Source organism: Gemmatimonadales bacterium, assembly GCA_036279355.1.
Classification (GTDB): Bacteria; Gemmatimonadota; Gemmatimonadetes; order Gemmatimonadales; family GWC2-71-9; genus DASQPE01.
In genome coordinates this window covers 73,533-96,843 of the sequence record DASUJH010000002.1, presented here as the reverse complement: position 1 = coordinate 96,843, position 23,311 = coordinate 73,533, and the positions used below count along the sequence as shown (strand labels likewise).

21 protein-coding genes and 1 tRNA gene are annotated in these 23,311 nt (G+C 70.0%); 11 read left to right on the top strand and 11 right to left on the bottom strand.

Annotated features, from left to right (window positions below):
* Positions 1 to 40 precede the first annotated feature (40 nt).
* Complete coding sequence (gene rho, locus VFW66_00510) at positions 41 to 1,288, bottom strand: transcription termination factor Rho (GenBank protein ID HEX5385158.1); 1,248 nt, start codon at positions 1,286 to 1,288, stop codon at positions 41 to 43.
* Between the two features lie 419 nt (positions 1,289 to 1,707).
* On the opposite strand from rho, the gene VFW66_00505 reads away from it, so the two are divergent.
* A complete protein-coding gene (locus tag VFW66_00505) occupies positions 1,708 to 1,989 on the top strand; it encodes a hypothetical protein (protein HEX5385157.1) in 282 nt (93 codons plus the stop codon).
* Between the two features lie 96 nt (positions 1,990 to 2,085).
* Here VFW66_00505 and VFW66_00500 read toward each other — a convergent pair whose 3' ends face one another.
* Positions 2,086 to 3,918 carry a stage II sporulation protein M gene (locus VFW66_00500; protein HEX5385156.1) on the bottom strand — a complete coding sequence of 611 codons (1,833 nt, stop codon included), beginning with the start codon at positions 3,916 to 3,918 and terminating at the stop codon, positions 2,086 to 2,088.
* A 100-nt stretch (positions 3,919 to 4,018) separates the two neighbouring features.
* Here VFW66_00500 and VFW66_00495 point away from each other — a divergent pair, with 100 nt between their 5' ends.
* From VFW66_00495 to VFW66_00475, 5 genes are read left to right on the top strand one after another with little or no spacing between them, the layout of a single operon-like run.
* A complete protein-coding gene (locus VFW66_00495; GenBank protein ID HEX5385155.1) occupies positions 4,019 to 4,795 on the top strand; it encodes a hypothetical protein in 777 nt (258 codons plus the stop codon).
* Positions 4,792 to 5,403 carry a DUF4129 domain-containing protein gene (locus VFW66_00490; protein HEX5385154.1) on the top strand — a complete coding sequence of 204 codons (612 nt, stop codon included), beginning with the start codon at positions 4,792 to 4,794 and terminating at the stop codon, positions 5,401 to 5,403. The genes VFW66_00495 and VFW66_00490 overlap by 4 nt, the downstream gene beginning before the upstream one ends.
* Entirely contained in the window at positions 5,387 to 6,625 is a 1,239-nt protein-coding gene (locus VFW66_00485) for a DUF4350 domain-containing protein (GenBank protein ID HEX5385153.1), read from the top strand. The genes VFW66_00490 and VFW66_00485 overlap by 17 nt, the downstream gene beginning before the upstream one ends.
* A complete protein-coding gene (locus tag VFW66_00480; GenBank protein HEX5385152.1) occupies positions 6,601 to 7,569 on the top strand; it encodes a MoxR family ATPase in 969 nt (322 codons plus the stop codon). The genes VFW66_00485 and VFW66_00480 overlap by 25 nt, the downstream gene beginning before the upstream one ends.
* On the top strand, positions 7,566 to 8,882 hold the full coding sequence (locus tag VFW66_00475) for a DUF58 domain-containing protein (GenBank protein ID HEX5385151.1): 1,317 nt from the start codon (positions 7,566 to 7,568) through the stop codon (positions 8,880 to 8,882). Before VFW66_00480 ends, VFW66_00475 begins: the two co-directional genes overlap by 4 nt.
* A 57-nt stretch (positions 8,883 to 8,939) precedes the next feature.
* Here VFW66_00475 and VFW66_00470 read toward each other — a convergent pair whose 3' ends face one another.
* The 6 genes from VFW66_00470 to VFW66_00445 form a co-directional block, all read right to left on the bottom strand.
* Positions 8,940 to 10,025 carry an HD domain-containing phosphohydrolase gene (locus tag VFW66_00470; protein HEX5385150.1) on the bottom strand — a complete coding sequence of 362 codons (1,086 nt, stop codon included), beginning with the start codon at positions 10,023 to 10,025 and terminating at the stop codon, positions 8,940 to 8,942.
* 61 nt (positions 10,026 to 10,086) lie between these two features.
* Positions 10,087 to 12,993, bottom strand: a complete 2,907-nt coding sequence (locus VFW66_00465; GenBank protein ID HEX5385149.1) for a PAS domain S-box protein — start codon at positions 12,991 to 12,993, stop codon at positions 10,087 to 10,089.
* A 44-nt stretch (positions 12,994 to 13,037) separates the two neighbouring features.
* Positions 13,038 to 13,634, bottom strand: a complete 597-nt coding sequence (locus VFW66_00460) for a hypothetical protein (protein HEX5385148.1) — start codon at positions 13,632 to 13,634, stop codon at positions 13,038 to 13,040.
* A 39-nt stretch (positions 13,635 to 13,673) separates the two neighbouring features.
* Positions 13,674 to 14,270 (bottom strand): peptide-methionine (R)-S-oxide reductase MsrB, encoded by a 597-nt coding sequence (gene msrB / locus VFW66_00455; GenBank protein HEX5385147.1) that lies wholly within the window; start codon positions 14,268 to 14,270, stop codon positions 13,674 to 13,676.
* Positions 14,267 to 14,911, bottom strand: coding sequence for a peptide-methionine (S)-S-oxide reductase MsrA (msrA, locus tag VFW66_00450; protein HEX5385146.1), 645 nt, complete (start codon positions 14,909 to 14,911; stop codon positions 14,267 to 14,269). Before msrA ends, msrB begins: the two co-directional genes overlap by 4 nt.
* A gap of 129 nt (positions 14,912 to 15,040) precedes the next feature.
* Positions 15,041 to 15,532: an acyl-CoA thioesterase gene (locus tag VFW66_00445; GenBank protein HEX5385145.1), complete on the bottom strand. Its 492-nt coding sequence runs from the start codon at positions 15,530 to 15,532 to the stop codon at positions 15,041 to 15,043.
* 264 nt (positions 15,533 to 15,796) lie between these two features.
* On the opposite strand from VFW66_00445, the gene VFW66_00440 reads away from it, so the two are divergent.
* From VFW66_00440 to VFW66_00430, 3 genes are read left to right on the top strand one after another with little or no spacing between them, the layout of a single operon-like run.
* Positions 15,797 to 16,102, top strand: coding sequence for a hypothetical protein (locus tag VFW66_00440; protein HEX5385144.1), 306 nt, complete (start codon positions 15,797 to 15,799; stop codon positions 16,100 to 16,102).
* Between the two features lie 4 nt (positions 16,103 to 16,106).
* Positions 16,107 to 17,258 (top strand): AMP-binding protein, encoded by a 1,152-nt coding sequence (locus VFW66_00435; protein HEX5385143.1) that lies wholly within the window; start codon positions 16,107 to 16,109, stop codon positions 17,256 to 17,258.
* Positions 17,259 to 17,282: 24 nt separating this feature from the next.
* Positions 17,283 to 19,142: a radical SAM protein gene (locus VFW66_00430; protein ID HEX5385142.1), complete on the top strand. Its 1,860-nt coding sequence runs from the start codon at positions 17,283 to 17,285 to the stop codon at positions 19,140 to 19,142.
* Here the strand turns inward: VFW66_00430 and VFW66_00425 are convergent.
* On the bottom strand, positions 19,136 to 20,656 hold the full coding sequence (locus VFW66_00425; protein ID HEX5385141.1) for a radical SAM protein: 1,521 nt from the start codon (positions 20,654 to 20,656) through the stop codon (positions 19,136 to 19,138). The two genes, VFW66_00430 and VFW66_00425, sit on opposite strands and share 7 nt — an antisense overlap.
* Positions 20,657 to 20,944: 288 nt before the next feature.
* On the opposite strand from VFW66_00425, the gene VFW66_00420 reads away from it, so the two are divergent.
* Positions 20,945 to 21,931, top strand: a complete 987-nt coding sequence (locus VFW66_00420) for an aldo/keto reductase (GenBank protein HEX5385140.1) — start codon at positions 20,945 to 20,947, stop codon at positions 21,929 to 21,931.
* Positions 21,932 to 22,004: 73 nt separating this feature from the next.
* Here the strand turns inward: VFW66_00420 and VFW66_00415 are convergent, their stop codons facing one another.
* On the bottom strand, positions 22,005 to 22,529 hold the full coding sequence (locus tag VFW66_00415; protein HEX5385139.1) for a DinB family protein: 525 nt from the start codon (positions 22,527 to 22,529) through the stop codon (positions 22,005 to 22,007).
* A 315-nt stretch (positions 22,530 to 22,844) separates the two neighbouring features.
* On the opposite strand from VFW66_00415, the gene VFW66_00410 reads away from it, so the two are divergent.
* Positions 22,845 to 23,018: a hypothetical protein gene (locus tag VFW66_00410; protein ID HEX5385138.1), complete on the top strand. Its 174-nt coding sequence runs from the start codon at positions 22,845 to 22,847 to the stop codon at positions 23,016 to 23,018.
* Positions 23,019 to 23,221: 203 nt separating this feature from the next.
* Here VFW66_00410 and VFW66_00405 read toward each other — a convergent pair.
* Positions 23,222 to 23,295, bottom strand: a tRNA-Arg gene (locus VFW66_00405).
* Between the last annotated feature and the right edge of the window lie 16 nt (positions 23,296 to 23,311).

Below are 23,311 nucleotides of genomic sequence, written 5' to 3'. Positions count from 1 at the left end.
AGTACACCGGCCCGGACCCGGTGCCGGGCTGGCGCGTTCGCTACTGCGCCATGGTCGCGAAGAACTCCTTGTTGTTCTTGGTGCGCTTCATCCGCTCGAGGAGGAATTCGAGCGCCTCGACGGGCGGCATGTCGGCGAGGAAGTTGCGCAGCAGGTACACCCGGTTGAGCTCGTCCTTGTCCATCAGCAGCTCTTCCTTGCGCGTGCTGGTGCGCTGGATATCGATGGCCGGGTAGATGCGGCGGTCGGCCAGACGGCGGTCGAGCACCAGCTCCGAGTTGCCGGTGCCCTTGAACTCCTCGAAAATGACCTCGTCCATGCGGCTGCCGGTGTCGATGAGGGCGGTTGCGATGATACTGAGGCTGCCGCCCTTGTCGATGTTGCGCGCCGCGCCGAAGAACCGTTTGGGCTTCTGCAGCGCGTTGGCGTCGACGCCGCCCGAGAGAATCTTGCCCGAATGCGGCACCACCACGTTGTGCGCCCGGGCCAGACGGGTGATGGAGTCGAGCAGGATGACGACGTCGCGCCCGTGCTCCACCAGGCGCTTGGCCTTTTCGATGACCATATCGGCCACCTGCACGTGCCGATCGGCCGGCTCGTCGAAGGTGGAGGAGATCACCTCCGCCTTGACGTTTTCCTCCATGTCGGTGACTTCCTCGGGGCGCTCGTCGATGAGCAGTACGATGAGGACGATCTCCGGATGGTTCTCGCTGATGGCGTTGGCGAGCTTCTGCATCAGGATCGTCTTACCCGCCTTGGGCGGCGCCACGATGAGCGCGCGCTGACCCATGCCGAGGGGCGAGAGGAGATCCACCACCCGCATGGAGAGGTCGCTCGTCTTGCGCTCCAGCCGGATGCGCCGATCGGGGTAGCGTGGCTTCAGGTTGTCGAACGCGATCCGGTGCTTGGTCTTTTCCGGCTCCTCGAAATTGACGCTCTCGACCTTGAGCAACGCGAGATAACGCTCGCCTTCCTTGGGCGGGCGCACCTGGCCCATCACCGTGTCGCCGGTGCGCAGATCGAAGCGCTTGATCTGGCTCGGGCTCACGTAGATGTCGTCGGGGCCGTAGAGATAGTTCCAGTCCTGGCTGCGGAGAAAGCCGTAGCCCTCGGGCAGGATCTCGAGCACCCCTTCGCCGCGAATGACGGTGTCCTGGTCGAGCAGCGACTGCTCGATCCGGAAGATGAGGTCCTGTTTGCGGAGCCCCGAATAGTTCGTGATGTTGAGTTGCTCAGCCAGCGTGTGCAGTTCCGCGACGGATTTCTGCTTCAGCTCAGCGATGTCCACGGACACAACTCCAGGCATGGATTCCCGAGCGGCAGGCCGTCGGGTTCGGGAGGGTGATGCGTTGCGGGACCGGGCGCGCGTGGGTGGCGTTGGTGGCGTACGTCTGTCGTGTGTCAGGGCTGTCGATCAGGACTGCCTATGGTGTGCCCGCGGCGGCCGGATGTGGGCGCCGGAGTGGCTCGGGGAGATGTCTGCAATCGAGGCGCGAAAGGCGCGAAGCGCAAGAAGAAGCGTACGAATGCGCGGCATCGACGCAGATCCAGCAGGGCATCAACTTAGGCGGGCCCGGGTATAGCGTCAAGGGGCGGCCCGGCCGGTGTTGCCCATCTCTCGTGTTCTCCTATATTTGCCGAAACCTCCACCAGTCCGGAAGGCCACGGCGCGCACGCGCGGCGTCCGGCTCCGGCAAGGACCTGCTGATGGCCATTCAGACGGTCCGACCGACGGTCCGGGACCCCCGGGAGCCGGTCGATCACGCGCTCGATCCCCTCCGTATCGCTGGCCAACTCGTCCACTTGTGTCTCACGATTCGCCGCGCCGACGATGGGGCCTGGCGGGGCCGGCTCCGCTTCATCGACGACTCGCGCATCGAGCGGGAGACGGCGGAGATCTTCTGTGCCGCCACGGAAGAGGATCTCTGGCGATCCGTCCGCGAGCTGCGCGAGCACCACGTCCGCGACCTCTACCGCTCCCTCGATTGACGGCTCCGCGGGACGAAGGCGATCGGCTCAAGCGCCTCCGGCACGACCTGTCGAACCCGCTGTCGGCGCTGCTGGCCGAAACCCAGCTCCTGCTGCTCAACGAGGCGCAGCTCGACCAGGAGACCCGGTCCAGCCTGCGGGAGATCGAGGCGCTGGCGATCCGAATGCGGACGATGCTGCGCGAGCTGTGAGCGCGCGGAGCCCGTTCGCCAGATACACGGCGAGCAGGAGCACGCTGGCCCCGCTCACCAGGGCGCGGGGAGCGAGACCCGCGCCGCTGACAGACAGAAAGCCCTCGATGGTTCCAGCCACCGCAAGCAGGACGGCCGACATCCCCACCATCCGGAGCGCGGTCCGCCCGCTCGTGACCAGCGCGTCGGCCCGGCTCAAGTCGCCCGGCGCCACGACGGCGTAGCCGAGCAGGAACCCGGCGGCTCCCGCAATCCAGATCGCCGACAGCTCCAGCACGCCGTGCCCCACCACGAACTCGAGCAGATAACCGAGCAGCCCCTGATTCGCGAAATGTCCGGCGAAGACCCCGAGCGCGAGCCCGTTGTACGCGAGGAGCACGAGCGACCCCACGCCCAGGAAGATGCCGCCGGCGAAGCAGATGAAGGCGATGCGCACGTTGTTGGTGATGATGAACGCCGCCTGCGCGGGCCGCGCGTCCCAGTCCACCTCGACGTACGTCTTGCCCTGGGCGGCGCGGGTCCGCCCCGCGGCGGCGCGCCGGAGCATCGTCTCGGGCACCAGCTCCTCGGCGAGCGCCGGCCGATCGCGGATGAGCCGGTACCCGGCGGCGGCGGGCGCGGCAAAGAGAAGGAAGGCGATGAGCACCGCGCGCCGCTCCGCCAGCACTGCCGCCGGAAACTCCCGCGTTACCAGCGTCCACGTGTCGCGCCACGTCTTCCGCTCATCGCGATAAAGAGCGTTGTGCCCGGCGGCGACGAGCCGCTCGAGCCGGGCGATCGTCGCGGCGTCGGCGTCGTAGGTGCGGGCGCGGGCAAGATCGGCCGCGATTTCACGGTAGCGCGCCGCGAAGTCGGGAAGCTCGTCGGGCCGGAAGCCGTCCAGCCCCTCGCGCGCGGCCCGCTCGGCCAGCGCGTGAAATTCACGCCAGCGCCCCGACTGTCGATCCGCCAACGAGCCCGCGGCGCCGCCCCGCGAGGCGAGCGGGCTGTGCCGCCGCTCGGCCTCCGCCGCGTGCAGCGCGATGAGGCGCTCGGCGAGCGATCCTCCGCGCTCGGGCAGCCGATCCGTGAGGCGGCCGGCGAGTCGCGCCGCGAGCCGCTCGCGCACCTCGGCGGCGAGCGTGCCGGCGCGCTCAGCGAACCCCGAAAGCAGCCGGAACTCGGCCTCGGTGAGCTGCGGGGCCGCGAGCCGATCGGGTGTTATCGATGCCCGGGTGACGCGCGGCGTGCCGGCCTCGAGCGGCCGGTCGCGAACCACGACGGTGCCCGCCACCAGATCACCGAGGCGCTTGGCGCGAGGGTGAAAGGCGGTGAGCAGCATGCCAATGAGATAGGGCGGGGGCAGAAAGTCGGCGGCGCGGAGCAGGTCGCGCACCGCGGCGTCGCCCAGTGTTACGGGGTGGCCGGTGTCGCGCACGACGCGGAGCCCCACCCAGCGCTTGCCCGGCGTCTGCCCGCCCCGGAGTCCCTCGAAGAGGATGAAGTACCCGTTCCAGACGGCGAAGACGATGAGCAGGGGGATCGCGGCAAACCAACCGCCGCGCGGCACGATGCCGGCCGCCGCGGCGAGGAGCGCGAGGCCAACGGCGGCCGCCGTGAGGCCCACGAGCAGCAGGCGGTCGAGCAGGGCCGCGAGCACGCGCGAGCCGAACCCCGCGATCTCCAGATCGAGCACGACGTGCTCGGGGGTCTCGACCTCGAGATGCTGCCGAAAGTCTGACGGCGGCGCGGCGGCCATGACGTGGGATGTTATCGCGGCCGGGCCTCCCGCGGCAGCCATTGACGCCGCATCTTTGACGCGACCGGCCCGCCAGTCATCCGTCATCCGGGAGCGCTTCATGCCGGCCATGGCCCTCCGTCCGCTGTCGCTCGGAGAGATCATCGACACGTCGTTCCAGGTGTACCGCCGGCACTTCGGCACGCTGGCCGTCGTCGTGCTCGTGTGCTACGGCATACCGACGCTGCTGCAAGTGTTCGTGAACACCTCGGGCGGGGCGCGTGAGCATCCGGTGCTCGAGCTGGGCTACCTCGTGCTGGTGACCATGCTCGGCGCGGTCGCCACCGGTGCGACCGTGTTCGTCGTGTCGGAGGCGTACCTGGGCCGTACGATCACGGCCCAGGAGGCGCTCGCACGGGCGGCGCCGTATCTCTGGCGGCTGGTCCTGTCTGCCATTCTGTTCGGGCTGCTGCTGATCATCGGTTTCATCTTCTTCATCGTGCCGAGCATCGTGTTCGCCTGCGGGTTTGCGCTCGTGTGGCCCGCGCTCGTGCTCGAGTCGCTGCCGAGCGCCACGGCGGGGCTGCGGCGGTCCTGGCAGCTCACCCGTGGGGCGAAGTGGAAGGTGCTCGGGCTCTGGGCCCTGCTTTTCCTGATTCTGCTCCTTCCGCTCCTGGCCGTGGGCATCGTGATCGGCGTTGCCGGGGCCATCTTTGCCGCGACCGGCGCGCAGCCCGCGGGCGCGGTCGTCGTGGCCAGCGTGGTCCTCACTTCGCTCGTGCAACTGGCGATCTACCCGCTCTATTACTGCGCGCTCACGATCATCTACTACGATCTCCGGGTGCGGCGGGAAGGGTTCGACCTCGAGCTGCTCGCTTCGACGCTGCAGGTCGCGTGACGCAGGGCGACTCGCTCCAGGCGGTGCTCGACTCGGTCTTTGCCGCACCCGAATATCAGTGGGTAGTGCGGTCCGACCCGTGGCGCTGGCTGCGCGAGGCGCGGGCGCGAGTATACGACTGGCTGCTCGCCCTGCGCGACGGGAATCCGCTCGCCTTCCGGCTGCTGGAACTCGCGCTCGGGCTGGTGTTCGCCGCAGTGCTCGTCTATGCCGGCTACGTGCTCTGGCTCACGCTCCGGCGCGGTGCCCGGGCCGCCGGCGCGGTGCACGCGGACGCGCCGCGCGAGCCGCGGGACGCGGAATGGCACCTGCGCCAGGCCGACGCTGCCGCGGCCGCGGGCCGCCACCGGGATGCGTTCCGGCTCGCGTTCGCCGCGCTTGCGCTCCGGCTCGACTCGCTCGGCCGCGTGCGGTGGGCCGCGAGCAAGACGCCGGCCGAATTTGCGCGCGAAGCGCGGCTCGCCCCGGACGAGCGCGCGCGGCTCCGCACGCTCGTTGCGACGCTCTACCGCGAGCTTTATGGCGGCGCGCCTGCGGGGGCCGACGACTACGCCCGCTGGCGGGCCGCCGCGCTCGGAATCTGGGAGGCCGATGCAATCGCGCCGTGAGGTGCTCGTGGCTGCCGGTGCGATGCTCCTGGCCGCGACGCTCGTCGCCGTGCTTGGCGTCCGATCGAATCGCCGGCCGAGCGATGACCCGCGCCGCTCGACCTATCTCTCGGGTCCGAACGGCGCGCGTGGAATGGCGCAGGCGCTCGGGCGTCTCGGTGTGCGCGTCGTGCAACTCAGGCAGAATCCCGCGTGGCACCTCCAGGAAGCAGCGGTCAGGCCGGGTGCTGTGCTCGCGGTGCTCGGGCCGCAGTACCCGCTCACGCCATCGGAGGGCATCGCGCTCGCGACTCTGCCCCACGGCGTCTCAGCGCCCGATCTGCTGCTCGCCGGAATCGAGACGAACGCCGCGATGCGGTGCTTCGGATGGCGCGCGGAGCGTCGGAGCAGTCGAGGCGCCGCCTGGGTGCAGGGGCAGACCAGGTCGCTCGACGTCGAGGCCGTGCTCATGCAGACGCGGCGCCGCGTGATCCGTGACTCTTCCGGCGCGGCGGACGGCGTCACGACGGAGTGCCGGGTCCCGGACGTATCGCGGGAGGAGATGCTGCTCGTGGCGGGCAACGGTACGGCGGCAGGGGCCGCCGCAGCGGTGCGCCTCACCGTCACGGGCGGCCGCACGATCACGCTCGTGGCCGATGACGAGCTGTTCAGCAATCGCGCGCTGCGCGACGACGGCACGGGCCCGTTCGTGCTGCGCCTCGTCGCCGGCCGCTATGACCGGATGCTGGTCGACGAGTACCACCAGGGATTCGGACCATCGGGCTCGCTCTGGCGGGCGGCGCTCGGATGGAGCAGCGAGTCGCCGTGGGGCTGGGCGCTCTGGCAGCTCGCCGCGGTCGGGCTCATCGCGCTGGCGGCGGCGAGCCGGCGGTTCGGTCCGGTGCGCGGAGGCATCGATCGGCGGCGCCGCTCGCCGCTGGAGCACGTGCGCGCGCTGGCTACGGCCCTCGCCGCGGCGCGCGGGCACGATCTCGCCGTACGGCTTCTGGTGCAGGGATTGAGGCGGCGCATCGCGGCCGGCGCGCCGCCCGGCGCGGCGCGGTCGCTCCGGGCCGATCCGCGCCCGTGGCTCAGCACCGCCGAGGCGCGCGCGCGCACCGCCCGCGGCCGGAGCGCAGCGCAGGAGCTCACCGCATTGCTCGATCACCCGCAGTCCGCCGCCGGCGTGCTGCGGGCCGCCGATCTCGCGGAGGACCTATGGACGGACCTGACGCCGAGGTAGTCGCGCAGGCGGCCGGCGCTCACGCGCTCGCCCAACAGCTCGGCGGCGTGGTGCTCGGCCAGGAGGCGGCGATCCGCGACGCGGTGGCCGCGCTCATCGCGCGCGGCCACGTGCTGCTCGAGGGCGTGCCCGGCACGGCAAAGACGCTCCTTGTGAGGAGCCTGAGCCTCGCCCTTGGCCTCGAGTTCCGCCGGATCCAGTTCACCCCCGATCTCATGCCGAGCGATATCACCGGCGTGAGCCTGCTGGCGGGGCCCGCGAGCTTCGCGTTCCGTCCGGGGCCGATTTTCGGCGATCTCGTGCTCGGCGACGAGATCAACCGCGCGCCGGCCAAGACCCAGGCTGCGCTGCTCGAGGCGATGCAGGAGCGGAGCGTCACGGTGGATGGAACTACGCATCCGCTCTCCAGCGCCTTCACGGTATTCGCGACGCAGAATCCGGTCGAGTTCGAGGGAACCTACCCGCTGCCCGAGGCCGAGCTCGATCGCTTCCTGGTGAAGGTGGTACTCGACTACCCCGCGGTGGAAACCGAGCAGGCGATCCTGGCACGGGTGCTCGACGGCTTCGAGGCGGACGACCCGGCGAGTTACGGCATCGGCGCCCCGCTCGAGCGAGGCACGCTCGACGCGTTGCGGCGCGCGGCCCGCGCGGTGCGAGCGGCGCCGCCGATCCTCGCCTACATCACCGCGATCGTGCGGGCCACGCGCGCGGCGCCGTCGCTCACGCTCGGCGCGTCGCCGCGGGGCGGCGTGGCGCTGCTCAAGGTGACGCAGGCGTCCGCGCTGCTCGAGGGGCGGGACTACGTGGTGCCCGACGACGTGAAGGCGATGGCGCTCGCGGCGCTCCGCCACCGGGTGAGCGTGGCGCCCGAGCTCGAGCTCGAGGGTGTCACGGCCGACAGCGCGCTCCGCGCCATTCTCGACCAGGTCGACGCGCCCGCATGAGGCCGCTTCCGTCCCGGCGGTGGTTTGCCGTAGCGGCGGCGCTCGCGGCGGTGGGCCTCGCGGGGTTCATCTGGCCGGCGGCGCTCGTCGCGATGGTACTGCTGGATGCCGCCTGGGTCGCGGCACTCCTGCTCGACGGCTGGTGGGCGTATCGGAGTCTCCCGCTCGAGGTGGAGCGCGAGCCGCCGGCCGCATTCGCGGTGGGCCGCAGCATGCCGGTGCGCTACCGCTGGCGCCATGGCGCGCAGCGCGCGCTCACCGTGCTCGTGCGCGAGACCCCGCCACCCCCGCTCGGCGCCGCGTGGCCCACTCGACGGCTGCACCTCGTGCCGGGCACGGTGACGCGCGAGGTGCTCGACGTCGTTCCCGCGCACCGTGGCCGCGGCACCGGCGGCGAGCTTGCGGTGCGCGTGCTCGGGCCGCTCGGGCTTGCGTGGTGGCAGACCTCGATCGTGCGCCCGTGGCGGGCGACGGTGTTTCCGAGTCTCGCCGCCGCGTCGACGCGCGCGCTCCCGCCCTCGGCGCGCCGGCGCCGCGAGGCCGGCCTCAGGAATCGGCGGCTGCCGGGCGAAGGACGTCTTTTCGAGGGGCTCCGCGATTGGGTGCCCGGCGATGACACCCGGCTCATCGATTGGAAGGCGACGGCGCGGCGCGGGAAGCCAATGGCGCGCCAATTCGAGGACGAGCGGCGCGAGCAGGTGCTCCTGGTGATCGACGCGGGGCGGCTGCTCACTGCGGAGGTCGACGGTGTGCCGCGGCTCGAGACGGTGGTGCAGGCCGCGCTTCGGCTGGCGCACGCGGCGGTCGAGCACGATGACAACATCGGGCTCATGGTGTTCGCCGACGCGGTCGAGCGCTTCGTGCCACCGGCGCGTGGGCGGCGGGCGTTGCGCGCGGTGGTCGAGGGGCTCGCCGCCGTGGAAGGGCGCCTCGTCGAGTCGGATTATCCAGGCGCGTTCCGCTTCCTAGCCGCGCACAACCGGCGGCGGGCACTCACCGTGCTCTTCACCGACGTGATCGATCGCTCGGCGAGTGCCGCGCTGGTGACGCAGGCGGCGACGCTCCGGCCGCGCCACGTGCCGGTGGCGGTGACGCTGCGCGACGCCGCGCTCGAGCGCACCGCGGCCGCGCGGCCCGCCGCGACGGCGGCCGCCTTCGAGCGGGCGGCCGCCGAAGAGCTGCTGCTGGCGCGCGAGGAGGCGCTGGCCGAGATGCGCGGGCGCGGATTGATCGTGCTCGATGTGCCGGCTGCCGGGGCGGCGGACGCCGTGGTGGAGCGTTATCACCAACTCAAGCGGCGGGCCGTGATCTGACCTGAGCGCGCCGGCGGGTCGGGCCAGGCGGCGGACCGGGCCAGGCGGCGGGGCGAGTTACGCGGAGAGCGGCAGTCCTGCGAGATCGGGAAACGCGGCGGCGAACGCCTCCACCGCGTCGGCATCGAGCTGCACGCCGGCCACTCGCCGAAGCTCGGCCAGCGCCTCGCCGGGCGAGCGCGACTCGCGATAGGGCCGGCGCGTCGTCATTGCGTCGAACGCATCGGCCACCGCGACGATGCGAGCCTCGATCGGGATGTGGGTGCCGATGAGCCCGTCGGGAAAGCCGCGGCCATCGATGCGCTCGTGGTGCGAGCGGACGATCCGGAGCACGGCGGGTGATTCGCGGGCGAGTGGCGACAGCATGCGCTCGCCCAGGACGGGGTGCTCGCTCATCTGGCGGAACTCATCGGCCGTGAGGGTGCCCGGCTTGTGCAGCACCGCTTCGCGGGTGCCGATCTTGCCGATGTCGTGCAGCTCGCCGCCCAGCCGGATGCATTCCAGTTCCGGGCCCTCGAATCCGAGCCCGCGCGCGGTACGGACCGCGTAGCGGCTCACCCGGATCGAGTGCCCGCTGGTGTACGCGTCCTTGGCTTCGAGCGCGCGAGCCAGCATCTGCACGCCCTCCAGAAACAACTCCTGGATCCGCTGGGCCTGGGCCTGCACCTGGTGCTCGAGGTGCGCCTGGTAGAACCGGTTCTGCATCACGAGCGTGCGCTTCTCGAGCGCGCGCGTCACCCGCGCCCGCATCTCGCCCACCGTGACCGGCTTGAGGAGAAAATCCGCGGCGCCGAGGTGGAGGCATTCGACCGCGACGCTGGTCTCCGCCATGCCGCTCAGCATGAGCACCGCGGTGTCCGGATGCTGGCGCCTGAGCTCCACCAGGAGGCCCATGCCGTCGAGCCCGGGCATGCGCAGGTCGGAGATCACGAGCGGCAACTCGCCGGTCTGGCTCAGGAGCTCGAGCGCATCAGTCCCCGAGGCCGCTTCGAGGCAGGTGAATCCCTGGCTTTCGAGGATGCGGATGATCGACCGCCGCACCACCGGCTCGTCATCGACAACGAGGCAGCGCGGGCCCTTCCCGCGGGCATCCGCGCCGGCGCCGTTCGCGTCAGGCCAATCGGGTTGGCTGGGTTCGATCATGTCGCCTTTCCGTTCCGCGTTGCATGGTAGACACGCTGTACCGCAATGTCCACCACCGCGCTCACGCGCTGGACTCGCGGTGGGCGGTGCGGTCGCCAGGCGCACGCCCCGGGGCCGATGCGCGGCGCGGCGCCCGGCGCGCGGTCGGCGCATCGAGCACTTCGCGAACGCGCCGGGCGAGAGTCTCCGGCGAGAACGGCTTCTGGAGGAACGGCGCGCCGGCCGCCAGCAGCCCGCGCCGTGCGATTTCGTCGTCGGTATATCCGGAGGTGAAGAGCACGGGAAGGCCGGGCTCGAGGATCGCAAGGCGTCCCGCGAGCTCCGGCCCTCCCATGCGCGGCATTACGACGTCGCAGAGGACCAGATCGATGGTGTCCGGCGCCGAGCCCACGAGCGCCAGCGCGGCAACGCCGTCGGCGGCCTCGCGCGTGGCGTAGCCCTGGCCCTGAAGAAAGCGGCAGGCGAAGTCGCGCACGACGTCCTCGTCCTCGACCACCAGCACGACCTCGCCCTGGCCGCGGGGCGGCGCGGGGGCGGCGACCCAGGTGACCGGCGCACCGCTCTCCGCCACCTGCGGCAGATACACCTTGAGCGTGGTGCCCTGCCCCGGTTCGCTGTAGAGCCAGATGTAGCCGCCGCTCTGCTTCACGATGCCGTACGCCGTCGAGAGACCGAGCCCGCTGCCCTGACCCACGGGCTTGGTGGTGAAGAACGGCTCGAACGCCTGCGCCTGAGTCGCGGCGTCCATACCGTGGCCGGTGTCGCTCATCGCGAGCCGCACGTAGGGACCGGGGCGGACTTCGGTGCCGGGGTGGCGGTGCGCGTAGTCTGCGCCGAGCACGACCGTGGACGTCTCGAGGGAGAAGCGGCCGCCGCGCGGCATCGCGTCGCGCGCATTGAGCGCCAGGTTGAGGAGCACCTGCTCGAGCTGCGCCCGGTCGGTCTGCACGAGGCCGATCTGCGGCGAGAGCTGGAAGAGGCACTGCCGGTCCTCGCCCATGAGGCGGCGGAGCACCGATTCCATGTCCAGCAGCACGGCGCTGAGATCGAGCACCTGCGGCTGGAGCAACTGGCGGCGGCTGTAGGCCAGGAGCGAACGGCTCACCTCCGCCGCGCGCTCGGCCGCGCGGGCGATCTGCGCCACGTCGTCCGCCCGCTGGTCCGGCGCTTCGAGCCCGTGCTCCAGGAAGGTGCAGAAGCCGAGGATCACCGTCATCATGTTGTTGACTTCGTGGGCGACACCGCCCGCCACCCGACCGATGGCCTCCATCCGCTGCGCCTGGCGCAGATGCTCGCCGATGCGGCGCTGCTCGGTGCGGTCCCGAACCACGAACGCGGCCGCGAGTACGCGGCCGGTCCGCGCGTCCCGAATGCCGAACGCACTGCAGTCCACCTCGCTCAACTCGCCGGACGCGGCGTGACGCAAGCGTCCCTCGAACTCGCGCCGTTCACCCGCCGCGACCGCCGGCAACACCTCGGTCTCGAGCGCGAGCCGCGTCGGCTCGTCCCACAGCTCGCCGAGGTGCGCGTCGCCGGCCGGCCGCTCGGCGCCGAGCCCGGCCAGCGCGCGGCCGGCGCGGTTCAGGTAGAAGAGGCGCCAGTCGAGCGTCGCCATCGCGATGCAGTCGCCGCTGCTCTCGACCAGCGACACGAACTTCTGTACGTCCTCCTCGGCGCGGACGCGGGCGGAGACGTCGGTGGCGAGCACGAGGCGGGAACGGCGGTCGCCGAAAATCAGCTCCTGCGAGGTGATGTCCACCTCGATCGGGGTGCCGTCCTTCTTCCAGTGGCGGAACCTGCCGCCGACGGTAATGCCGGGCCCGCGGCTTCGGAGCGCGTCGGTCAGGTAGGCGTGCTCATCGGGCGGGCGCACGTCGCGGATCGTCATCGCTAGAAATTCCGCGCGGCTCCAGCCGTAGTGCGCGACCGCCGCCGGGTTTACGTCGACGAACCGCAGCGTCTCGAAGTCGTAGACCCACATCGGGGTCGGATTGCGATCGAAGAGGCTGCGGTAGCGGCGCTCGCTCTCGCGCAGCTCCGCCTCGGTGCGCTTGCGCTCGCCGATGTCCATGACGAAGCAGGCCCACTCCAGCGGCTCGCGCTCGGTGACCGCGCCGCCGATCAGAATCGGCACGCGCACGCCGTCCTTGCGGATGTACTCCTTCTCGAACGGCCGGCAGACGCCGGTGGCGAGCAGCTCGCGGAGCGCTGCCTCGTCGCGCTCGGCGTACTCGGGCGCCAGAATGTCGGTCCAGCGGATGCGGCCGGTATGCATCTCGTCGCGGGTGTAGCCGATGAGCTGGAGGAAGGCGTCGTTCGCCTCGAGCACCCGCTCGGGGTTGGCCACGAGCACGCCGATCACGCCGGACTCCGCCAGCGCGCGGAAGCGGGCTTCGCTCTCCCGGAGCGCCGCCACCAGCCGGTCCCGCTCGGCCCGGCGCCGGCGCTCGGCGGTGACATCGCTGATGAGGGCGCCGACCCACTCCGGCCGGCCGCGCGGGCCCCGCACCGGGTAGACGTTGGCGAGATAGTGGCGACCGCCTTCCCGCTCGGTACTCTCACCCCGAAGCTCCACGCCGAGCACGGTCTCGCCGGTGGCGAGGACACGCCGGAGCGTGGGCTCGATCGCGGCGGCGATGCCGGGCGGCAGCAGCTCGCGCACCGGCCGGCCTATGTGCGCCTCGGGCGGGCGGCCGGTGAACTGGGCCAGCGCATCGTTCACCCGGACGAAGCGGAGATCGCGATCGGCGAACGCGATGCCGATGGGCGTCGCGGCGAGAGCGGATTCGAGCATGGTGGGGAGGGGGACCGCGGCGGGGTCGCCGGCGGTGCGATCGCCCGCGGCGGCACCGGCCGCGCGGCGAGTCAGGAAGCCGCGCAGCCACCAGGCGGCCGCTGCCGCGGCCACGGCCGCGAGAGCGACCGCAGCAACCCACTGCCAGGGCCACGCGGCAACCGGGTCGAGCATAGAAACCACGTCACCGGGAAGAGGCCGGCCCGAGATCGAGACGGTCAGCGGCTGGTTGCGCCGCGAACCTTGCCGCTCCGCACGTCCGCCAGCTCAGCCCGGCAGCGGGGTGCGTTGCGCGTATTCTCGCTCGGTGTCCAGTCGCCGCCGGCGACCCTTATGTAGGAGCAGAACTGCACCACCATGGGGCGGCCTTCGCGGTCGATGCACTCGGGCCATGGGGTGGCCGTCGCCGCATCTTTCCAGGGGCCGCGCGTCTTGAGCACCTGCTGGCAGCCCGGGGTCATCGCACCGACGGATACGTGAGCGGGTGTGGTGAGGAGCGTCACGTCGGGCCGCGCGCGACGCGCCTCCGCGGCGGGCGCCCGCTCAGCGCTGCGCCGCGCCCGGCTCGAATCGGCGGCGACCGCCGCGCTCGAATCCACCGTGCTCGTGTCCGTCGCGGCAGGAGCAGTGGGCTCAGGGGCCGCCGGCGGCGCCGTCTCGGGCACGCCGTACGGGTTACTGATCCACTCGACCGCCTGGTCTTCCGCCCGATGGCTCAACCAGAGCACCGCCACGATGGCGATGGCGCCCCCACCAGCAAGCACCCACCAGAGACGATCCCAGTGCTTCTTTCGCGGTGACCGCGGCGGCCGCATGCGAACATGATAGTCACGCGCCGCGGCCGCCGCCACGGCTTACTGCGTTCCCTTGCTCACCTCGGTCGCCTGGTGCTCGAAGAGCGGCAGGTACTCCCCGTAACCCTCTTCCTTGAGCTTCGATGCGGGGATGAAACGGAGCGCCGCGGAGTTCATGCAGTAGCGGAGTCCGGTGGGCTTGGGCCCATCGTCGAAGACGTGACCCAGGTGGGAATCGGCGTGGGCCGACCGGACCTCGGTGCGCACCGAGAAGAGATGGCGATCCTCGCGGGTCGCGATGTTCTTGGGCTCGAGCGGCCGGGTGAAGCTCGGCCAGCCGGTGCCCGACTCGAACTTGTCGAGCGAGCTGAAGAGCGGCTCGCCCGAGACCACGTCCACGTAGATGCCCGGCTCGTGGTTGTCCCAATACGCATTGTGGAAGGCCGGTTCGGTGCCTTCGCGCTGCGTCACCTTGTATTGCTCCGGCGTGAGCCGCTGTTTGAGCTCGGTGTCGGAGGGCTTGTGAAAGTTCATCGCATTCCATCCTTCGGCCACGGCGTGGCCGGTTGCCAGTGTCCGTGTCTCAGCCGGAGTTTGCGCGGCCGCGGTGGCGGTCAATCCCGCCAGCAGGCTCAACGCGAGCGCGACCCGCTTCATCGACTTGCCTCCATGCTGGGCGCGTCGTTGCCCCACAATTGCTTGAGGCGCTGGTCACGTCCGCAATTCCAGCGATAAAACTTATAGCGGACCGGATTCTTCCTGTAATAGTGCTGGTGATACTCCTCGGCCGGGTAGAAGGTCGAGGCGGGCACGACCTCGGTCACGATCGGCTTGTTGAACCGATGCGACTGGTCCAGCGCTTCCTTTGACGCCTCGGCGAGCCGGTGCTGCTCCTCACCGTGGTAGAAGATGGCAGAGCGATACTGGGTGCCGTGGTCGCAGAACTGCGCATTCGAGGTGAGCGGATCAATGTTGTGCCAGAACACGTTGAGCAGCGTCGAGTAGTTGATCTTGCTCGGGTCGTAAACCACCTGAACCGATTCGGCGTGCCCGGTCCCCCCGTCCGACACTTCCTCGTACGTCGGATCCTTCGTATGGCCTCCGGTGTAGCCCGAGGTGACCGAGATCACGCCTTCCAGTTGGTCGAACGGATGCTCCATGCACCAGAAGCAGCCTCCGGCGAAGGTGGCGGTCTCCAGGGTGTCGGGCAAACCCGAGGGTCGGGCGGACGCCGGTCCGCCCGCGGGGGGAGTTCGGGCGGATCCGAGGGCGGCGAGGGCGAGGACGGCGGTGATCATGGGCTTCATGGGCGCTCTGGCTGGAAGAGAAGTACATCCGACCCTCAGTAACGACACGCGCCTCAGTAACGACACGCGGCGGCGATCGGTTCCGTCGGGGCCGCCGGCCGCAGCATCCTCGGCCCAGGCTCAGATGGGCAGGTCTTGCAGGGCCAGGCTGCTCTCCATTTCGGCATCCATCAACTTGCGGAGCTCCATCAGCCGCAGCGCGTAGGCCGCGAGCGCCCGATCGACCTCGGTCTCAGGCTCCCAGCGGGGCACGGGTTTGGACTTGCCGTTCTCGTCGAGCGCCACGAACACGATCACGCAGTGGCCGGTCCGGTGCCGCGCGGTCGTCTTGGGGTCCCGGCTGTAGACGTCCACGGCGACATGTACGCTGGTCTTCCCGGTATAGATGACGAGCGCGCGCAGCTCGACCAGGTCGCCCACCTTGATGGGCCTGATGAAGTGGATTCCGCCGACATATACGGTAACGCAGTAGCCGCCGGTCCAGCTCGCCGCGCAGGTGTATCCGGCCTGGTCGATCCACTTCATCACGGCGCCGCCATGGACCTTCCCGCCGAAATTGACGTTGGTGGGGTCGGCCAGGAAGCGCAGGGTCACGTGGCGGGGTCGAGTCACGGGTGGCTCCGTTCCGGGAGGCGGTGGTCGAATGTCGTCGAAAGCTTGGGGACGCATCCGGTGGCGTCAATCCGGGTCTCCGGTCTTGACGGATGCCCCCTCGCCACATTATGTGGCCAAGGGCCCCTCGCGCGCTCCGCGAGCGGAAGCGCAGCGGGCCCGGGCGATCCGAACTCCCTCGGTCGTGCGGCGTGCAGCAATTTGGGACGGCAGGAGTTGGGCTGTGGCGGTGGATGTAGCGGTGCTACTGGTGAGGGACTGAAGATGCCTCGCCGGCCTCCAGCCATTCTGGACGTGATTCAGGCGGTCACCGATGTGGCGCCTTCCCACCCGGAGGTAGCTGTCTGGTGGTACGCGCGCGCCGCTAAGCCGGGCGCGCCCATTCAGCTAGCGCTCGAGCCCCGGCAGGACAGCCGGCCCGATACGGACGGCATCGGTGCCGCTCTTGCCACCCGGCTTGGGGGCACCGCTGTCGTACTCCGCCTGCTCCACGGCGGTTCCGGGTCGGAGGGGCTCTACCGCGTGCTCACCGCCCGCGACGGGCCCGCCGCCCCGGCGGGAGGGACGTGAGCCAGTGCACGTCCCGATCGAAGGCCTCGCCTTTCTGGCCTACCTCGATTCACTCTTCGTTGAAGGGAGCGCGCGCCAGGTTGCGCCGCTCCGCGAGCCACCGGACACGCTGAACCGGCTCCACGCCCAGGCGATGCGCGAGCATGCACGAGAGCGCGCGTTGCTCGCGTGGGCGGACGGCGCGTGGAGCGCCATGCCGGATTGGCGCCTCGACCGCCAGATCATTCGATTGGCCCTCTACCTCAGCGAACGCCTCGACGTCGAGGCCGGCCAACGCATCGCGATCGTGTCGGAGCTCCGGCCCGAGTGGCTGGTGGCCGACCTCGCCGCGCTCGGCCTGGGCGCGGTGTCGGTCGCGATCGACCCGCGGGCCGAAGCGGACGAGCTGGCGGCCGCGCTCTCCGACGCGGCACCGAGCGTGACGTTCATGTCGACGGCCGCGCGGGAACGGCTCGAGAGCCTCGACGGACGCGCGCCGGCCTACGGCCAACCAGTGGCGATCGATGCCGTGGCCGCGCGCGAGGGCACCGTCCCGCTCCAGGCGATGCTGGAGCTGGGCGGAACGCTCGACACTCCCGAGCGGGCGCAAGCCTACCGCGCCGCCGCCCGCGCTCTGCCCGCGGAGCGGCCCGCGATCCGGCACTACCGAAGGTCGCCGAAAGGTGGATGCGACCGGATCGATCTGACCCAAGGCCAGGTGATCGAGCGGATCACGGCGATCTGGCGCGCCGACCCGGCCCACCCCGGCGACGTCGCCTACGTGAGCGATCCGGCCGCCTCGCTCACCGCCCGACTCGCGCTCTACGCCTGCCTGGGCGACGGCTACACCACGACCGCACTCGGGCCCGCCGAGGGCGACGCGGGCCATCTGGCCGAGCTGCGTCCCGCCCGCGTCGTCGCGCCCGCTCGTTTGCTCGCGACCGCGGCGCGTGATGCCGGCCGGTCCGCCGATGTGGAGCGCGCTCACGCCGAGCGCAAGCCGAGGCGCGGCTGGCTCGGTCGCGCCGCACGGCGCGCTCCGCCGCTCGAGAGCGGCAGCGGGCTGCGTGAAACCCTGGGCAATCGGGTGCGGTGGATCGCGTCCACTGACCCGCTCGATACCGCGCTCGCCGCCCGGCTCGCCGCCGTCGCGGCATTGGCGCCGCAGTTGTCATGAACTTGGGAGGGGAGGAGGTGCAGTATGAATGAATTACTGGCCGGGGCCGTGAGGGAACTTGCGAACGCGGGCTGGGGGACGTTTCAGGCCGTCAACACCCGTATCCCTGAGCATGCGTCGATCCAGCCGGGCTGGGCGCCGGCACCGCTGCCCAAGACTCGGCAGCGCTCCAAGCCGCCGCTCGGGTGGCCGCGGCAGACCGATTCGCTCTGCCCGCGCTGCGTGGTGGAAACCCGGACCGCGATCCTCGCCGGCGAGCGCGACCTGTCCGAGCTGGTGCAGGGACATATGGGCGAGATCAAGGCCACGATTCTCGAGGAGAACGGCCGCATTCTCATGCGCAAGCGATGTCCGCTCCACGGGGAGTTCGAGGACACGCTCTCGATCGACCCCGACATGCAGCGGATCATCGAGGCTCGCTACTACGGCCGCGATTTCGCCACCGCGGGCGACGCGCTGATCCACCGCCACGGCAGCTCGACCATCCGCTACGGCCGCGGCGCGGTGCTCACGATCGACCTCACCAACCGCTGCAACATGATGTGCAACCCGTGCTTCATGGATGCGAACCAGGTGGGGTACGTGCACGAGCTCACGCTGGACGAAGTGAAGCAGATCCTCGACGACTCGATCTCCTTCAAGCCCCGCCGCCAGATGTCGGTGCAGTTCTCGGGCGGCGAGCCCACGATGTCACCGCATTTCCTCGAGGCCTGCCGCTACGCCAAGGAGCTGGGCTATTACGGGACGCAGGCCGCGTCCAACGGGATCCGGTTTGCGCTGGAGCCCGAGTTCGCGTTCCAGGCCAAGGAGGCGGGGCTCGACCTGGTGTACTTCCAGTTCGACGGCGTCACCAACGCGGCCAACAGCCACCGTCACATCAGCAACCTGTTCGACGCCAAGCTCATGGCGATCGAAAACCTGGCGGCGGCGGGCATCGACATCACGCCGGTCACCACCGTGGTGAACACGGTGAACGACACCCAGGTGGGCCCGATCCTCCAGTTCATGATCGACAACTGCGAGCGGATGAGCGCGGTGTCGTTCCAGCCGGTCTCGTTCACCGGTCGCGACGAGGGGATCAGCGACGAGGATCGCCGGCGGCAGCGCTACACGATCTCGCACCTGGCCCACGAGCTCAAGCGGCACTTCGACGGGCGCATCGATCCGTATCGCGACTGGTACCCGCTGGGCTCGCTCGGCGCCTTCACCTGGCTCGCGGACCATCTGCGCGGGCCCGAGGTCCAGTTCGGCGGGCTGTCCTGCTCCTGCCATCCGAACTGCGGCTCGAGCGTGTTCCTCATCGCCAACAAGCGGACCAAGGCGTGGGCGCCCGTCACCCAGTTCTTCGACGTGGATCGCTTCGTTCAGGACGTCGCCGTCATCTGCGACACCTCGCGCGGCCCCTCGGCCACGCTCACGCAGGTGGCGCTGGCACTGCTGCGCAACTTCGACCAGCGGAAGGCGCCCGCGGGGCTCTCGGTGATCGACCTGCTCAAGGTGTTCAACCGGAAGACCAACGGTGCGCTCATGGCGGGCAAGCGGCCGACCACCGACTGGAAGCTGCTCTGGGTGGGCGGCATGTGGTTCCAGGACCTCTGGACCTACGACTTCCGCCGCACCGAGATGTGCGTGATCCCCTACGCCACGCAGGAGGGCGAGATCTCCTTCTGCGCCTACAACACCGGGGTGGGCTGGCGGCAGATCGTGGAGAACATGCACATGGTGGCGAACACGAAGGATTGGTTCCACGAGCGCGGCCGGCACAAAATCTATGCGGGCAATCGGGCGATGGACCTTCCGTCGCGCGCGCTGCCGCTGCTCGACGCGCACGCGGCGCCCGGTGCGAGCGGAGAGGGATGCGGGTCAGGCTGCGGCTGTCACTGAGCCGCGGGTGAGGCGAGCCGCTCCGCGAGGAACGAGCGGGAGCGGTCCACCCAGGGCGCCTTGCCGAATCCCGACGGCACGAACCCGGGCCGGGCATGCGTCCCCGAGTACTTCAGGAACGACTTGGGGTCGCGCAGCTCGCGCGCGGCCTTGAGCACGCGCCGCACGGCAAAGCTCTTCCCCTCGAGCACGAGCTTCGTGAGGTTGCGCACGGCCGGCCAGGTGAGGCGTGCGTTGGCGTCCATGCGGCAGTAGAGTCCGGCAAACCGCTCGTAGAACCGGTCCGGAGAGAGCTTCGACGGGAGCACCAGGTGCATCACGTCGAAGAGGCTGTAGTCGTCGGTGATGAGCCGGTCCTTGTGGCTTTCCCAGAGCTCGGTGCCCGGGAGCGGTGTGAGGATGGTGAAGGTCGGGCAGGGGAGCTCGAGCAGGCTCAGGAACTCCTCCAGCCGGTCGAAGTCCTCCTCGCCCCAGGCGGGATCGGTGATGAGCGAGGTCATCGGGGTGATGCCGTGGCTCCGGAGGATCTCGATCGCCTCCAGGTTCGTCGCCGCGCCGCCTTTGGTCCGCTTCCGGATCGCATCGAGCCCGTTGTCGTCCACCTTTTCGATGCCGAGAAAGACCGTCTTGAGTCCGACCTCCTTCCAGAGGGCGAAGAGGTCGCGGTATCGCACGATGAGATCGGCGCGGGTCTCACACGAGTAGTGCTGCCGGAGGTGCGCGTCCCGGATCCGATGGCCCAGCTCCTCGTACGCGTCGTGCTGGAGAAAGGCGATGTCGTCGGTGAAGAAGATCCGGTCCTCACCGAGCGCGCGCACCTGCTCCAGGTCCTGGACGATGCGCTCGGGCGACCGGCGCCGCGCGCGCCGCTGGTAGAAGACCCAGATGCTGCAGAAGTTGCAGTCGAATGGGCACCCGCGCGACGTCTCGACGCAGGCCGACGGCGTGTCGAAGGCATGGTGATACCGGCGCCGGTAGCGGAGCGTGAGCCGGCGGTCGGGGAGGGGCAGATCGTCCAGGCTCGTCGCGTGGGTGCGCTGCTTATACCCGCTGGCGCGGTTGTCGAGCGTGAGCACGCCGGGAACGGTCGCGGGATCGTCGCCGCGCTCGAGCGCGTCGGCCAGCTCGAGGCCGGTCCACTCGCCCTCGCCGATCACGACCGCGTCCACTGGCGAGCCCGCGAAGAGGAAGTCGCCGGGAATCAGCGAGGCGTGGTGGCCGCCGACGAACACGGGGGTGCCGGGGATCGTGGCCTTGACCGTCCGCGCGGTCCAGAGCGTCGAGTACACGTCGGTGGTAAAGCCGCAACTGATGCCGACGGCATCGGGCCGCCGTCGGGTGAGGGCCGAGTGGAGTGCCGACGCGCGGTCGAGGCGGAGGTCGATGAGCTGCACCTCGTGATCATGGAGCTTGAGAGCGGCTCCCACGCACTCGAGCCCGAGGGGCTCGACCATGAGGATGCGGGTGAAGCCGAATCGGGTTCCCTGGGGTGGCTGTATGAGCAGCAAGCGCATGCGCTGAGTCCTCCGCGGCGATCCCGGCCGCGGTGAACGATGCGTCGTCAGCGCGCAGCGGGAGTAGGTCCCGCTGCATCTGTCATCCGAGGTTCTTCCGGCTGGCCGTCGCGCGGGCAATTCCAAAGTCCAACATGGGAAGAATGCCGGTTTCTGGCCAGTCCCCGGATTCCCAAGCTTCGGCGCAGGCTCGGCGATGGGCTGGCGCGCCATCCCCATGGGGCGCTACGATGGGCTGCACGCGCAGGTGCGGGCAGCAGTGTCACTGAGATAGGGAGGCAACAGCCGATGGAGCAGCGTAAGCTCGGGTCCCAGGGCCTTGGCGTTTCCGCCATGGGGCTTGGTTGCATGGGCATGTCCGATTTCTACGGCGTGCGTGATGACCGGGAGTCCATCGCCACGATCCACCGCGCCATCGAGCTTGGCATCGATTTTCTCGATACCGCAGACATTTACGGGCCCAACACCAACGAAGAGCTGGTGGGTCGGGCCATCCGAGACCGCCGCGACCGCGTGGTGCTCGCCACCAAGTTCGGCAACGTGCGCAAGCCCGACGGCACGTGGGCCGGTGTGAACGGCCGCCCCGAGTACGTGCGCCAGGCGTGCGATGCATCACTGAAAAGACTGGCCGTGGATCACATCGACCTCTACTATCAGCATCGGGTCGACCCTACGGTGCCGATCGAAGAGACGGTGGGCGCCATGGGGGAGTTGATCCGCGCCGGCAAGGTGCAGTATCTCGGACTCTCGGAGGCGGCGCCGGCCACCATCCGGCGCGCGCAGGCCGCCCACCCGATCAGCGCGTTGCAGACCGAGTATTCGCTCTGGAGCCGCGACCCGGAGGATGAGATCCTGCCCACCTGTCGCGAGCTCGGCATCGGCTTCGTCGCGTACAGTCCGCTCGGCCGTGGATTTCTCTCGGGGCAGATTCGCACGCCGGAGGACCTGGCCGAGGGCGACTGGCGCCGCAACCATCCGAGGTTTCAGGGCGAGAACTTCCAGAAGAATCTCGAGCTGGTGACGCGCATCGAGGAGATGGCGGGGAAGAAGCGCTGCACCCCGTCGCAACTGGCGCTCGCGTGGGTGATGGCGCAGGGCGAGGACATCGTGCCGATTCCGGGCACCAAGCGGGTGCGCTATCTGGAGGAAGACGCCGGGGCCGCGGAGGTGGAACTCACCGAGGCCGACCTGGACGCGCTCAATGAGGCGTTCCCCAAGGGGGTCACGGCGGGGGCGCGATATCCGGCGGGGGGAATGGCGGCGGTGAATCGGTAAGGCGCGGAACGCCGGCCGCGGCGGTGAGGCGGCCCATGCGGTTGAACGTCATGGGTGAGCGCCTGGGATCGCGTCACGAGATGTACCGCGCCCGCAAGGTCTCCACGTGGTGTCGCGTGTGGCCGGCGATGACATAGGCGAGGGCGCGGACGCTGATCGGCTGGTCGCTGGCGATTCCCCGCCGGCACCACGCGGCCGCCGACAGGTGGCGGAAGAGCGCCAGGGCCGCGCGCCTCACGTCGCTCCACTCCCCGATCATCTCGGACAGCATGCGGCCGGCCGCACCGAGCTCGGCCACATAGGCCTGGTCGTCGAAGCTGGCCAGCGGCGTGGCATCGCCGCGGGCGAAGCGGAGCGCGCGACAGGAAAGAATCCGCTCCGTGTCGGAGAGATGGCCCACGACCTCCTTCACGGTCCACTTGCCGGGCGTGTAGCGATAATCGCCCAGGCCCTCGCCCGAGCGGCCGAGCAAGGCGGGGAGCTCGTCGAGCTGGTCGGCGAGGACGGCCAGGACTTCTTCCTCCTCGCCGATCCTCCCGACGTAACCGGCGAGGGCGGCGGGGTACTCGTCAAGCGCGGGTCGGGATCTGGCGATCATGAGCTGATCCTCGTCTGGCCCATTCCGGACAAGCTAAGTCGCGCCTCTGCTCCCGCAATGCGACCGGGGCAATGGCGAACTAGCCTCCCACGCCGGCCCACACAGCTCCGATGCCGGCAGCGGCGGCGATGAGGAACGTCGCCCATCCGAGCAGGTTCGCAAGCCAGCCGTACAGACGACGAGCACGGCGTAGAACGCAGCGCCCAGATCCTCATCGGACTGACCCTGGCGCTGTACGCCAACTTCATCCCGAAGAGCCCGTCCGCTTCCCTGGGGCCCAACGGTGTGGCTGACTGGCCGAGATCGACGCTCCGAGTGGCAGGATGGGTATTCGCGATCGCCGGACTAGCCTACGCGGCGGTCTGGGCGGTGGCGCCGTCGGATGTCGCCTTCCCGCTGGCCATGAGCATCGTGGGCACCGCGATCGGTGTCACGCTGGTCTACTGCGTCCGGGCGTGTCGCCGGCGACCTTCGGCCTTCCCCACCTAGCGAGCGATTGGAGCCCTTGGCGATTGACCGAACGGGGGCCGGCGAGACCGCCCCGGCGAGGCAGCGCAGCCCTGGCTGGGGGCTCAGAGCAGGTTGCGGATCCGCTGCCCGGCCGCCGCGAAAATCGCATCGGGCAGGGCCTCCGTGAAAACGACCATCCCCGCCAGCGGCTAACCGTTAGCGGGGATGATGATTCCGATGCATGGGCCCGGCGCGATTCGAACGCGCGACCTCTTGCTCCGGAGGCAAGCGCTCTATCCAACTGAGCTACGGACCCGTAGGCACATGTGACC